The organism is Klenkia terrae (assembly GCF_900491935.1).
In the GTDB taxonomy this organism is placed as follows: Bacteria; Actinomycetota; Actinomycetes; order Mycobacteriales; family Geodermatophilaceae; genus Klenkia; species Klenkia terrae.
This window is the reverse complement of sequence record NZ_UEXK01000004.1, coordinates 4,083,354-4,095,939: the sequence shown is the minus strand read 5'-3', so window position 1 is coordinate 4,095,939 and position 12,586 is coordinate 4,083,354. Positions and strand designations below refer to the sequence as shown.

Here is a 12,586-nt window from a genome sequence, read left to right as displayed (position 1 = left end):
GTCCTGTCGTCATGCTCCGCGTCGGGCGCGGAGCTTGCTGAGCGCCTCCTCGAGGAGGGCGTCGCCGTCGGCGTCGGTCCGGCGTTCCCGGACGTAGGCCAGGTGCGTCTTGTACGGCTCGTTGCGCGGCGGCGGCGGCGGGTTCTGCTCGTCCTGGCCGGCCGGGAGCCCGCAGCGCGGGCAGTCCCAGGTCTCGGGGACCTCGACGTCGTGCGCGAAGGCGATCGGGGTGTCGTGGCGCTTGGCGCACCAGAAGACGACCCGCACCCGCGGGGCCGACTCCCCCCGCTCGGACTCACCCATCGGACCTGCCCCGACCCGGCTGCCCCGGATCGCGCTCCCACCAGCCACGTGCGCTCCCACCCTCAGGTTTCCCGTCCGAACCCCCGCGGCGTGGAGTGTAGGCCCACTCAGGTGACACCCAGGTCACGATGAGGAGACGGGAAAGTCCTGGTCAGGTCGGTGTTGCCCGACCGGATGGCGGGCGTCAGACCTTGAGGAGGATGCCCAGCCCGATGATGCACACGGTCCAGATGGCCGCGGTGAAGACGGTCAGCCGGTTGAGGTTCTTCTCGACCACCGAGGACCCGGACAGCGAGGACGACGCGGCGCCGCCGAACATGGAGGAGAGCCCACCGCCCTTGCCGCGGTGCAGCAGGATGAGCACGATGAGCAGCAGGCTGGTGAGCACCAGCAGCACGTTCAGGACGATCTCGATCACGGGTTCTCCAGTTCGAGCGGGCAGCCGACGGACCAGCCTACGGGACGCCGGTCAGCCGCCGACCACACCGGCCGTGGCCACGTCGTAGCCGTTGTAGGGCAGCATCACGACCCCGTTGCGCAGCCGCTGGCCGGCCAGCAGCTGCACCCGGGTCTCGGCCAGCGGCACGAGGGCGTGGGTGGCCAGCGCGGTGTCCGCGACCGCCGCCCACGCGGCGACGTCCCCGGCCCCCACCGCGGCGTCGACGGCGGCGTCCACCCCGGGGTCGGCCAGGAGCGCGTAGTTGGCGTTGCCGGCCTGCTCGGTGATCGACCGGCCGTCCACCAGCGGGACCAGGAACGAGGCCGGCGTCGGCAGGTCGGCGGCGTAGCTGGCCAGCACCATCCCGTACTGGCCGCCGTTGATGGCGGTCGGCGAGCCGATGCCGGCGGTGTAGTAGGTGGTGGCGTCCAGCGGCGCGAGGGTCACCACGATGCCCACCTGCGCGAACTGGGCGACCAGCCGCTCGGCGACGGACACCGACATGGGCACGTCGGGGACGGCCATCGTCACCGCGAAGCCGTCGGGTCGACCGCACGCGGCCAGCGCCTGCCGGGCGGCGTCCAGGTCGGCCGCCGGGTCCGGGTCGGCGGGGCCGCCGGGGAGCGAGCGGGGCCACAGCACCGAGCTGCGCACCGCGTCGCCCAGGTCCTGCAGGGCGTCCTGCACGTCGGCCCGGTCCACGACCGCGGCCACCGCGGCCCGGCAGTCCGGGATCATCATCGGCTCCACGGTGGTGGGCAGCGCCAGCACGCGCAGCGACCCGGTGGTCAGGTCGTCGACCCGGCCAGCCAGGTCCTCGTCCTCGGCGAACCGGTTCACGGTGGCCTGCTGCACCCCGATGCCCGACAGGTCGACGTCCGCGGACCCGGCCAGCAGCGCCTGGTCCCGGTCCAGCCCGGTCAGCCCGGTCCGGACGACCACCTGGTCGGGCAGAGCGGTCCGCACCGGGTCGCTGTCGGCGGTCCACGCAGGGTTGCGGTCCAGGACGATCCCGGTCTGCGGGTCGACCGAGGTGATCGCGTAGGGCCCCGACGAGACCGGGTCGGCCTCGTAGCCCGCACCGGTGTCGTTCTCCACCGGCACCGGGGACGACGACGGCAGCGCCAGCACGAACGGGAAGTCCGGTGCGGCGCGGGAGAGGGTGAACTCGATCGTCGCGTCGTCCGGGGTGGCGATGGTGGTCAGGCCCAGCCGGTCCGGGGACTCGTCCTGGTAGGGCCCGGCGTAGAGGCTGTCGGGGTCCAGCAGGTCCAGCACGAAGTTCGGCCCGCCGCTCACCACGTCGACGGCGAAGGATCGCTCGATGCCGTACTTGACGTCGCGGCTGGTGATCGGCCGGCCGGTCTCGAAGACCGCCCCCGGGCGCAGCGTGAACCGCCAGGTGACCCCGCCGTCCGGCGTCGTCCCGAGGTCGGTGGCGAGGTCGGGCACGAGCTGGTCGGTGCTGCCCGGGGTGCTCGAGTAGGTGACCAGCGTGCGGGTGTAGAGCCGCATGAGGTTCCAGATGGCCGGCACGTTGGACCGCTGCGGGTCCAGGCTGTCCACCTGCGCGGTGACCAGTCGCAGGGTGCCGCCCCGGGCCTCCGACGGGGACCGGACGCCGTCCAGCCCGCCGTCGGGGGTGCCCCCGGCCGTCGGCACCGAGGTGTCGGCGGGGTCGCCCCCGCTGCAGCCGGCCAGGAGGGCGACCAGCACGAGCAGGGCGAGGACGGCACGGGACCGGTGCGGGTGGGGCCTCACGGGGGCGGCGGTCCTCCGGTGGGTGGGCCGCCGCCCCTGCGGGTCAGCGGCTCTCGGCTGCGGTGCGGCAGATGGAGACGAACTCGTCGGCGTCCAGGCTCGCGCCGCCCACCAGTGCCCCGTCCACGTCCGGTCCGGCGAGGATGCCCGCGGTGTTGCCGGCCTTCACCGAACCCCCGTAGAGGATACGGACGACGTCGGCGGTCTCCGGCCCGAAACGCTCGGCGAGCCGCGCCCGGATCGCGCCGCACACCTCCTGCGCGTCCTCGGGGGTCGCCACCTCGCCGGTGCCGATCGCCCACACCGGCTCGTAGGCCACGACGACGCCGGCCACGGTGGCCGCGTCGAGGCCCTCGAGCGCCGCGTCGAGCTGCGCGGTGGTGTACGGGACGTGCTCGCCGGCCTTGCGGACGTCGAGCCCCTCCCCCACGCAGAGGATCGGCACCAGCTCGTGCTCGATCGCCTTGCGCACCTTGGCCGCCACGACCTCGTCGGTCTCGGCGTGCAGCGCCCGCCGCTCCGAGTGGCCGACGACGACGTAGGTGCAGGCCAGCGCCTTGAGCTGGGCACCGCTGATCTCACCGGTGTAGGCACCGGAGTCGGCGACGGACAGGTCCTGCCCGCCGAAGCCGATCTCGATCTTGTCGCCCTGCACCAGCGTCTGCACGCTGCGGATGGCGGTGAACGGCGGGACGACGACCACCTCGGCCGCCTCCAGCTCGGGCTCCTTGAGGCCGAACGCGACCTTCTGGACCAGGCCGATGGCCTCCAGGTGGGTCAGGTTCATCTTCCAGTTGCCGGCGATGAGCGGCCGGCGACCCTGGTAGACCTTCCCGGACTTCGTGCGGGCCATCAGACGGCCCCGTCCGCGAGGACGGCCAGGCCCGGGAGCTCGCGCCCCTCCAGGAACTCCAGCGACGCACCGCCCCCGGTGGAGATGTGGCCGTAGGCGTCTTCGTCCAGCCCGAGCTGGCGGACCGCGGCAGCCGAGTCGCCGCCGCCGACCACGGACAGCCCGTCGACGGCGGCCACCGCGGTGGCCACCCCCCGGGTGCCGTGGGTGAACGGGGCCAGCTCGAACACGCCCATCGGGCCGTTCCAGAAGACCGTGTGCGCGTCGGCCAGCTGGCCGGCGAACAGCTCGACGGTGTGCGGGCCGACGTCCAGGCCCTTGAGCCCGTCGGGGATGGCCTGCACCGGCACCACCTTGACCTGGGCGTCGGCGACCAGCGCCTCGGCGCAGACCACGTCGACCGGCAGCACGATCTTGTCCCCGGCCTGCTCGAGCAGCCGGCGGCAGGTGTCGACCTGGTCGGTCTCCAGCAGCGAGTCGCCGACCCCGTGGCCCTGGGCAGCCAGGAAGGTGAAGCACATCCCGCCGCCCACCAGCAGCTTGTCCACCGTGGGCAGCAGCGACTCGATGACGGCCAGCTTGTCGCTGACCTTCGAGCCGCCGAGCACCACGACGTAGGGCCGCTGCGGCTCCCCGGTCAGCCGGGTGAGCACCTCGAGCTCGCGGGCGACCAGCCGGCCGGCCGCGTGCGGCAGCCGCAGGGCCACGTCGTAGACCGAGGCGTGCTTGCGGTGCACCGCCCCGAAGGCGTCGTCGACGTAGAGGTCGGCCAGGGCGGCGAACCGGTCGGCCAGCGCGCCCCGGGCGTCGTCGTCCTTGCTGGTCTCGGCCGCCTCGAAGCGGACGTTCTCCAGCAGGCAGACGTCGCCGTCGGTCAGCGCCGCGACCGCGGCCTGGGCACCGGAGCCGGCGGTGTCGGTGGCCAGCGGGACGGGCACGCCCAGCAGCTCCGACAGCCGGGCGGCGACCGGCGCCAGGGAGAACCGGGGGTCCGGCTCGCCCTTGGGCCGGCCCAGGTGCGCCGCGACGACGACGCGGGCGCCGGCGTCGCGGAGCGCCTGCAGGGTGGGCAGGCTGGCCCGGATCCGGCCGTCGTCGGTGATGACCCGGTCGCCGGTGGAGTCGTCGAGGGGCACGTTCAGGTCGGCGCGCAGGAGCACGCGCTTGCCCTCGACCCCCTCGGCGATCAGCTCGTCGACGGTCCGCATCGTCAGAGCTTCGAGCCGACGAGCGAGGTGAGGTCGACCAGCCGGTTGGAGTAGCCCCACTCGTTGTCGTACCAGCCGACGACCTTGACCTGGTTGCCGAACACCTTGGTCAGGCCCGAGTCGTAGATGCACGACGCCGGGTCGGTGACGATGTCCGAGGAGACGATCGGGGCGTCGGTGTAGACCAGGTACGGGGCCAGCGGGCCGTCGGCGGCGGCCTTGTAGGCGGCGTTGACCTCGTCCACGGTGACCTCGCGGGACAGCGTGACGGTCAGGTCGGTGGCCGAGCCGGTCGGGACCGGGACGCGCAGGGCGTAGCCGTCGAGCTTGCCCTTGAGCTCGGGCAGGACCAGGCCGATGGCCTTGGCCGCACCGGTCGAGGTCGGGACGATGTTCAGCGCGGCGGCGCGGGCGCGGCGCAGGTCCTTGTGCGGGCCGTCCTGCAGGTTCTGGTCGGCGGTGTAGGCGTGGATCGTGGTCATGAGACCGCGCTCGATGCCGAAGGCGTCGTTGAGCACCTTGGCCAGCGGGGCCAGGCAGTTCGTGGTGCAGGACGCGTTGCTGATGATGGTCTGCGAGCCGTCGTACAGCTCGTGGTTGGCGCCCATGACGATGGTGATGTCGTCGTCGGTCGCGGGCGCGGAGATGATGACCTTCTTGGCGCCGGCCTCGACGTGCTTGCGGGCGTCGGCGGCCTTGGTGAAGAAGCCGGTGGACTCGATGACCACGTCCACGCCCAGGTCGCCCCAGGGCAGGTTGGCCGGGTCGCGCTCGGCCAGCGCGGTGATGGTCTTGCCGCCGACGACGATGCCGTCCGCGGTCGAGGAGACCTCCTCGGGGAACTTCCCGAGGACCGAGTCGTACTTGAGCAGGTGCGCGAGGACGTCGTTGCTCGTGAGGTCGTTGACCGCCACGATCTCGATGTCCTGGCCGCTGGCGGCGACTGCGCGGTAGAAGTTGCGGCCGATCCGACCGAACCCGTTGATGCCGACCCGTACCGTCACTGGGACCTCCGTGGGTGCGATGTGTGATGTCCATCCGGGGGTCGCGCAGGGCGCACGACACCGCCTCGCACAGAACCCTAGCGGCCTGCCCCAGGAGCGCGAGAGCTGCCCGTCCTCGCAGGTCAGGCGGTCGACAAGACGTCGCGGACGTCTGCACCGGCGTCCCCGGCCACCACGACGCGGTCCCGGCCGCCGCTCTTCGCCCGGTAGAGCGCCCGGTCGGCCCGGGCCAGCAGGTCCGCCGCGCCGTGCCCGCCGTGCCGGGCCACCGCGACCCCGGCGCTCAGCGTCACGGCCAGGACCCCGTCGGGCACCGGATGCAGCAGGGCCCCGACCCGGGCCCGCACCGTCTCGGCCCGGGCGAGCGCCTCGGCCTCGTCGGCGCCGGGCAGCACCAGCACGAACTCCTCGCCGCCGGCCCGGGCGACGGTGTCCCCGGTCCGGGTGCCGGCCCGGAGCTCGGCGGCCACGGCGCACAGGACGGTGTCCCCGGTGCCGTGGCCGAAGCGGTCGTTGACGGACTTGAAGCGGTCCACGTCGACCAGGACGACGGCGACCGGCAGGCCCTCGTCCACCGACCGGGCGAGGTCGTGGAGCAGGGCGCGGTCCAGGTGCCGGCGGTTGTGCAGTCCGGTGAGCGGGTCCCGGACGGCCTCCTCGGCCAGCGTGGCCCGCAGCCGGTCGATGGTGGCCACCTGCTCGGCCAGCTGCTGGGCCAGCCGGCGCAGGTCGGCCTCCCGGAGCTGGGCCTCGGTGACGTCCCGGACCACGGTGACCCGCCCGATCCGGCGTCCGCCGGCGGCGACCGGGACCGACTGCACGTCCAGCCAGCGCCCGGGCGCTGCCTCGACCACGGCCCGGCCGGTGGAGTAGGTGCCGTCGGCGGCCGGGCCGTCGGGGAGCACCGCGTCGAGCAGGTCCGGCCCGGTGAGCTCCCGCAGCGGGCGGCCGAGCAGGGTGGTGCCGGCGCCGGGTCGCAGCGCGGTCAGCAGCGCGCGGGCGGCCGGGTTGAGGTCGATCACCCGCGACGGCATCGGTGACCAGCACGCCGTCGGTCATGGTCTCGACCACCTGGTCCCGGGCGACGGGCACGACCGCCAGCAGGCCGAGGCGGAGGATCGCCCACCCGGCGACCAGGCCGGTGACGATGAAGAACAGCGGCGTCAGGTCCACCACGCCGGTGCCCTGCATGCCCACGGTGAGGACGAGGTTGCCCGCGGTCGGCGGGAGCGCGGAGGCCAGCAGGACGGCGGCCTGCCGGCGGACGACCTGCGGACCCCGCAGGGCGGTCCGCGCGAGCCGGAGCAGGCCGAGTGCGATGAACGCGTAGCTGTAGGCGGAGTGCGCGGCGAACAGCGGTCCGCCGATCATCTGCACCGCGCCGGCGGGCGCGGTGAGGTCGGTGCGGCCGAAGACCAGGTCGGTGGTCGCCGGCAGGCTGCTGCACACCGCCATCAGCAGCGGCTCGACGGCCACCAGGGCCACCGGCCAGCGACGCGGCCGCCACCCGGGGTCGGCCAGGACCCGGCTCAGCGCGAGGAAGCCGACGGCGGTGGCGCCCACGGCCAGGAAGATCGCCGGGAAGCCCACGGCCCGGACGGCCGGCGGGACGGGCGCCAGCACCAGCCCGACGGCCAGGCACCAGACGCTGACCCCGACGAGCACCAGGGCCAGGGCCCGGGCGGCGGGGTTGTCCCGGCGGCGTCGCCAGGCGACCAGGGCGACCGCGGCGGTGATGGTCGGGGCGAGGGCGAACACGAGCACCCAGACGGTCCCCCGCACCTGGCTCCCCCGTCCGCCGCCCGGTCGCGACGTCGGCCGGGGTCACCTCCTGCTTCGGCACCCCCGGGCCCGGCGGGGAGCCGGCGGTCGGCGGTCGTGACCCGGGCGGGTGAGGACCCGGGTCAGGGGCCGATCATGTCGTCGGTGACGACGGACTCGGTGTCCGGGATGCCCAGGTCCTTCGCGCGCTTGTCGGCCATCGCCAGCAGCCGTCGTATCCGGCCGGCCACGGCGTCCTTGGTCATCGGCGGGTCGGCCCGCTGGCCCAGCTCCTCCAGCGACGCCTGACCGTGCTCCAGGCGCAGCCGCCCGGCGACCAGCAGGTGCTCGGGGGCCTCGTCGGCCAGGATCTCCAGGGCCCGCTCGACCCGGGCGCTGGCCGCGACCGCGGCCCGCGCGGACCGGCGCAGGTTGGCGTCGTCGAAGTTGGCCAGCCGGTTGGCCGTCGCCCGGACCTCCCGGCGCATCCGCCGCTCCTCCCAGGTGAGCACGGCCTCGTGCGCGCCCATCCGGGTCAGCAGCGCGCTGATCGCGTCGCCGTCGCGGACGACCACCCGGTCGGCGCCGCGCACCTCCCGCGCCTTCGCCGCGATGCCCAGCCGGCGGGCGGCACCCACCAGCGCCATCGCCGCCTCGGGCCCCGGGCAGGTCACCTCCAGGGAGGAGGACCGGCCGGGCTCGGTGAGCGAGCCGTGGGCCAGGAACGCCCCGCGCCAGGCGGCCTCGGCGTCGTTGAGACCGCCGGAGACGACCGCCGGCGGCAGCCCGCGCACCGGCCGGCCCCGCTGGTCGACCAGGCCGGTCTGCCGGGCCAGGCCCTCGCCGTGCTTGGCGATGCGGACCAGGTAGCGGACGCCGCGGCGGATGTTGCCGCCGGCCAGCACGCTGACCCCGCTGGTGTAGCCGTAGACCTCGCTGATGTCGCGGCGCAGGCGGCGGGCCACGGAGCCGGTGTCCAGCTCGGCCTCGATGACCACCCGTCCGCCCACGATGTGCAGCCCGCCGGAGAAGCGCAGCAGCGCCGTCACCTCGGCCTTGCGCTCGGAGGTCTTCGTGCACTCCACCCGGGAGAGCTCGTCCTTCACCATCGCCGTCATCGCCATGCGCTGCCCCACTCCCCCTCGACCCGTCCGCCCCGCACCGGGCACGCGGGGTGCCTCGCGGTGGTGGCGGTGGGGACCGTCGATGTCCGATCCTGCCGCACCCGGGACCGGCGCGGCATCACCGGGCACCTGCTCCGGGAGCTCCGCGCAGCGCCGAGGCCAGCGCCCCGGTCAGCAGCTCCGGGTCGTGCCGGGGCGGTCCGTCCGCGGCCGCCACCGGCGCCAGCACCAAGGTCGCGCCGCATCCCTGCACAGCTGACAGCAGACCACGGCGGTCAACCACCGCATCCGCATCGGCGATGACCGTGTGCAACGGCACGCCCTGCAGGTGGTCCTGCAGCACCCGCAGGTGCTGCTCCGGGGAGAAGTCGTCCGTCTCGCCCGCCTGCGGTTCCAGGTTGAGCACGACCACCACCTGGGCCGAGCTCGCCGCCAGCGCGGCGCGCAGCCGCGGCACCAGCAGGTGCGGCAGGACGGAGGTGTACCAGGACCCCGGGCCCAGGCTGACGACGTCGGCGCGGGCGATGGCGGCCAGGACGTCGGGGTGCACCGGGGGGTCGGCGGGGGTGACCCGGATGGAGCGGACGCGGTCCGGGCTGGCCGCGATCGCCACCTGGCCGCGGATGTGCCGGGACCGCTGGGGGTCGTCGGGGTCCACGGTGTCCACGATCGCCACCAGGTCCAGCGGGACGTCGGCCATCGGCAGCACCCGTCCGCGGGCACCCAGGAGGTCGGCGAGGGTGTCCAGGGCCCGCACGGCGTCCCCGCCGTGCATCTCGGTCAGCCCGGTCAGCACCAGGTTGCCCACCGGGTGCCCGGCCAGCACGCCGCTGCCGCCCAGCCGGTGCTGCAGCAGGGTGGCCATCTCGCGGGTCCGGGGCTCGTCGCCGGCCAGCGCGGCCAGCGCCATCCGGAGGTCGCCGGGCGGCAGCACCGGCATCTCGCGCCGGATCCGCCCCGAGGAGCCGCCGTCGTCGGCCACGGTGACCACCGCGGTCAGCTCGCCGGCCAGCGGGCGCCAGGCGGCCAGCGCCGCCGCGAGGCCGTGCCCGCCGCCCAGCGCCACGACGGACGGCCCGGACGCCGTGGGTCCGGATGCCTCGGGGCCGGGCGCCGCAGCTCCCGGCGCGGCGGGTCCTGGCGCCGCAGGTCCCGGCCCGGTCGTCACTCGCGACCCAGGTCGCGGTGCCGGGCGTTGGCGGTGACGCCGTCGGCGGACAACCGCCGGGCGAACTCCTCGGCGATGGCCACCGACCGGTGCTTGCCGCCGGTGCAGCCGACCGCGAGGGTCAGGTACTTCTTGCCCTCCCGGCGGTACCCGGGCACCAGCAGCCGCAGCACGTCCAGGTAGCGGTCCAGGAACTCGGTGGCGTCGGCCGCACCGAGCACGTGGTCCCGGACGGCGGCGTCCTGGCCGGTCAGCGACCGGAGCTCGGGCACCCAGTGCGGGTTGGGCAGGAACCGGGCGTCCACGACCAGGTCGGCGTCCAGCGGCAGGCCGTACTTGAACCCGAAGCTGAGCACGGTGGCCGTCAGCTCCGGCACCGCGCCCTCGCTGAGGAAGGCCGCCTCCAGCGTGGCGCGCAGCTGGTGGACGTTCAGGTCGGAGGTGTCCACCCAGAGGTCGGCGTCCCCGGCGATGCCGGTCAGCAGCGCCCGCTCGGCGGCGATCCCGTCCGACAGCCGCCCGGAGCCCTGCAGCGGGTGCTCCCGCCGGTTGGACTCGTACCGGCGGACCAGCACCTCGTCCCGGGCGTGCACGTAGACCACCCGCGGCCGGTGGCCGGCGTCGGTCAGCGAGCGGATGGACTCGGCCAGGTCGCTGGAGAAGGCCCGGCTGCGCACGTCGACGACGGCGGCGAACCGGCGGACGTCGCCGCGGGCGCCCAGCTCCACCATCGGCGCCAGCAGGGCCGGCGGCAGGTTGTCCACCACGAAGAACCCGAGGTCCTCGAGCACCCGGCCGGCGCTGTTCTTGCCGGCGCCGGACAGGCCGGTGACCACGACGACCTCGAGCGGTCCCGCGGCGGCCGGGTCAGCGGGCGCGTCGGCGGCGGTCGGGGTGTCGGCGGCCGGGTCGGCGGCGGTCGGGTCGGCGTCCGCGGCGGGCAGCTCGGTCACGGGGCGGCTCCGGTGGTCTGCGGGACTGTCGAGCCGCCATCATCCCCAGTCGGGGTCGGGTCGGCGGCGGGGGGCTCCTCGCCCACCGCGGAGAGCACCGCCTCCGCCGTGCGCCGACCGATGCCGGGCACCCGGGTGAGGTCCTCGACGGAGGCGGCCCGCAGCCGCTTGAGCGACCCGAACTCCTTCATCAGCGCCTTCCGCCGGGTGTCGCCCAGCCCGGGCACGTCGTCGAGCAGCGACACCAGCATCCCGGCGGAGCGCTTCTGCCGGTGATACGTGATGGCGAACCGGTGGGCCTCGTCGCGGACGCGCTGCAGCAGGTACAGCGCCTCGGAGGTGCGCGGCAGGATGACCGGGTCGGGGTCGTCGGGGAGCCACACCTCCTCCATCCGCTTGGCCAGGCCGCAGACCGCGACGTCGGTGATGCCCAGCTCGGACATCGACCGCGCGGCGGCCGCCACCTGGGGCTGGCCGCCGTCGACGACCAGCAGGTTCGGCGGGTAGGCGAACCGGCGGGCCCGGCCCTCCTCGGCGGCGACGCCCTGCTCGTCGCGCCGGTCCTCCTCGTCCTTGAGGTGCCGGGCGAACCGGCGCCGGACGACCTCGGCCATGGCGGCGGTGTCGTCGGTGCCCTGCGCGACCTGGAACCGCCGGTAGTCGCTCTTCTTGGCCAGCCCGTCCTCGAACACGACCATGCTGGCGACCACGTTGGTGCCCTGCACGTGGCTGACGTCCATGCACTCGATGCGCAGCGGCGCGTCCGGCAGGTCGAGGGCCTCCTGCAGCTCGGACAGCGCCAGGGACCGGGCGGTGAGGTCGCCGGCGCGCTTGACCCGGTGCCGGGCGAAGGCCTCCTTGGCGTTGCGCTCGACGGTCTCCATCAGCGCCCGCTTGTCCCCGCGCTGGGGCACCCGCAGCGACACCCGGGACCCGCGCAGCTCGCTGAGCAGCTCGGCGTAGACGTCGGCCTCGGCCGGCAGCTCGGGCACCAGCACCTCGCGGGGCACCGCTTCGCCGGCCTCGCCGACCCCGGTCTGCTCGTCGACGCCGCCGTAGACCTGCAGCAGGAACTGCTCGACGAGCTCCCCGGTGCCGACGTCCTCGACCTTGTCCAGGATCCAGCCCCGCTGGCCGCGCACCCGGCCGCCGCGGACGTGGAACACCTGGACGGCGGCCTCCAGCTCGTCCTGGGCGAAGGCCACCACGTCGGCGTCCGTGCCGTCGCCGAGCACGACGGCCTGCTTCTCCAGGGCCCGGCGCAGCGCGCCCAGGTCGTCGCGCAGCCGGGCGGCGCGCTCGTACTCCATGTCCTCGGCCGCCTGCGCCATCTGCTTCTCCAGGCGGCGGGTGATCTGCTCGGTGCGGCCGCCCATGAAGTCGCAGAAGTCGTCGACGACGGCCCGGTGCTCCTCGGCGGTGACCTTGCCGACGCACGGCGCGGAGCACTTGCCGATATAGCCGAGCAGGCAGGGCCGGCCGATCTGGCCGTGCCGCTTGAAGACCCCGTTGCTGCAGGTGCGGGCGGGGAAGACCCGGGTCAGCGTGTCGAGGGTCTCGCGGATCGCCCAGGCGTGGGCGTAGGGGCCGAAGTAGCGGACGCCCTTGCGCTTGGGGCCGCGCATGACCTGCAGCCGGGGGTACTCCTCGTTGAGGGTGACCGCCAGCGAGGGGTAGCTCTTGTCGTCCCGGTAGCGGACGTTGAACCGGGGGTCGAACTCCTTGATCCAGTTGTACTCGAGCTGCAGCGCCTCGACCTCGGTGCCGACGACGGTCCACTCGACCGACGCCGCGGTGGTGACCATCTGCCGGGTGCGCGGGTGCAGCCCGGCGATGTCGGCGAAGTAGCTGTTCAGCCGCTGGCGGAGGCTCTTGGCCTTGCCGACGTAGATGACCCGCCCCGCGGGGTCGCGGAACTTGTAGACCCCCGGGGACTCCGGGATGCTGCCGACCGCCGGTCGGTACGTGGACGGGTCGGCCATGGCTCCAGGCTAGGTCGGGGGTCGGACATC

Annotated in this window: 11 protein-coding genes and 1 pseudogene; all 12 read right to left on the bottom strand. The window is 74.5% G+C overall.

Annotation, left to right across the window (positions count from 1 at the left end; translation table 11 throughout):
* Positions 1 to 9: 9 nt before the first annotated feature.
* Entirely contained in the window at positions 10 to 351 is a 342-nt protein-coding gene (locus tag LFA75_RS20335) for an RNA polymerase-binding protein RbpA (protein ID WP_225235406.1), read from the bottom strand.
* A gap of 136 nt (positions 352 to 487) precedes the next feature.
* The gene (secG, locus tag LFA75_RS20330) at positions 488 to 721 is read right to left on the bottom strand and encodes a preprotein translocase subunit SecG (RefSeq protein ID WP_263639396.1); all 234 of its coding nucleotides are present in this window, start codon (positions 719 to 721) and stop codon (positions 488 to 490) included.
* A gap of 51 nt (positions 722 to 772) precedes the next feature.
* Positions 773 to 2,503 carry an ABC transporter substrate-binding protein gene (locus LFA75_RS20325; RefSeq protein ID WP_225235405.1) on the bottom strand — a complete coding sequence of 577 codons (1,731 nt, stop codon included), beginning with the start codon at positions 2,501 to 2,503 and terminating at the stop codon, positions 773 to 775.
* Between the two features lie 43 nt (positions 2,504 to 2,546).
* Positions 2,547 to 3,356: a triose-phosphate isomerase gene (tpiA, locus tag LFA75_RS20320; protein WP_225235404.1), complete on the bottom strand. Its 810-nt coding sequence runs from the start codon at positions 3,354 to 3,356 to the stop codon at positions 2,547 to 2,549.
* Entirely contained in the window at positions 3,356 to 4,564 is a 1,209-nt protein-coding gene (locus tag LFA75_RS20315) for a phosphoglycerate kinase (protein WP_225235403.1), read from the bottom strand. The genes tpiA and LFA75_RS20315 overlap by 1 nt, the downstream gene beginning before the upstream one ends.
* A gap of 2 nt (positions 4,565 to 4,566) precedes the next feature.
* Positions 4,567 to 5,568 (bottom strand): type I glyceraldehyde-3-phosphate dehydrogenase, encoded by a 1,002-nt coding sequence (gene gap, locus LFA75_RS20310; protein ID WP_225236095.1) that lies wholly within the window; start codon positions 5,566 to 5,568, stop codon positions 4,567 to 4,569.
* A 122-nt stretch (positions 5,569 to 5,690) separates the two neighbouring features.
* A complete protein-coding gene (locus tag LFA75_RS20305; RefSeq protein ID WP_225235402.1) occupies positions 5,691 to 6,602 on the bottom strand; it encodes a GGDEF domain-containing protein in 912 nt (303 codons plus the stop codon).
* 64 nt (positions 6,603 to 6,666) lie between these two features.
* Positions 6,667 to 7,326, bottom strand: a pseudogene (locus LFA75_RS24180) (histidine kinase N-terminal 7TM domain-containing protein); the annotation flags it as partial.
* 146 nt (positions 7,327 to 7,472) lie between these two features.
* Entirely contained in the window at positions 7,473 to 8,453 is a 981-nt protein-coding gene (gene whiA / locus LFA75_RS20295; protein ID WP_091248156.1) for a DNA-binding protein WhiA, read from the bottom strand.
* Positions 8,454 to 8,571: 118 nt separating this feature from the next.
* Entirely contained in the window at positions 8,572 to 9,519 is a 948-nt protein-coding gene (locus LFA75_RS20290) for a gluconeogenesis factor YvcK family protein (protein WP_225235401.1), read from the bottom strand.
* A 98-nt stretch (positions 9,520 to 9,617) separates the two neighbouring features.
* Positions 9,618 to 10,574 carry an RNase adapter RapZ gene (gene rapZ / locus LFA75_RS20285; protein ID WP_225235400.1) on the bottom strand — a complete coding sequence of 319 codons (957 nt, stop codon included), beginning with the start codon at positions 10,572 to 10,574 and terminating at the stop codon, positions 9,618 to 9,620.
* Positions 10,571 to 12,556, bottom strand: a complete 1,986-nt coding sequence (gene uvrC, locus LFA75_RS20280) for an excinuclease ABC subunit UvrC (RefSeq protein ID WP_225235399.1) — start codon at positions 12,554 to 12,556, stop codon at positions 10,571 to 10,573. Before uvrC ends, rapZ begins: the two co-directional genes overlap by 4 nt.
* Positions 12,557 to 12,586 lie beyond the last annotated feature (30 nt).

Bases quoted from the DNA above. Each gene is read 5' to 3' on its own strand.
- tpiA (WP_225235404.1), bottom strand. From the start codon at position 3,356: ATGGCCCGCACGAAGTCCGGGAAGGTCTACCAGGGTCGCCGGCCGCTC.
- LFA75_RS20315 (WP_225235403.1), bottom strand. From the start codon at position 4,564: ATGCGGACCGTCGACGAGCTGATCGCCGAGGGGGTCGAGGGCAAGCGC.
- LFA75_RS20305 (WP_225235402.1), bottom strand. From the start codon at position 6,602: ATGCCGTCGCGGGTGATCGACCTCAACCCGGCCGCCCGCGCGCTGCTG.
- whiA (WP_091248156.1), bottom strand. From the start codon at position 8,453: ATGGCGATGACGGCGATGGTGAAGGACGAGCTCTCCCGGGTGGAGTGC.
- uvrC (WP_225235399.1), bottom strand. From the start codon at position 12,556: ATGGCCGACCCGTCCACGTACCGACCGGCGGTCGGCAGCATCCCGGAG.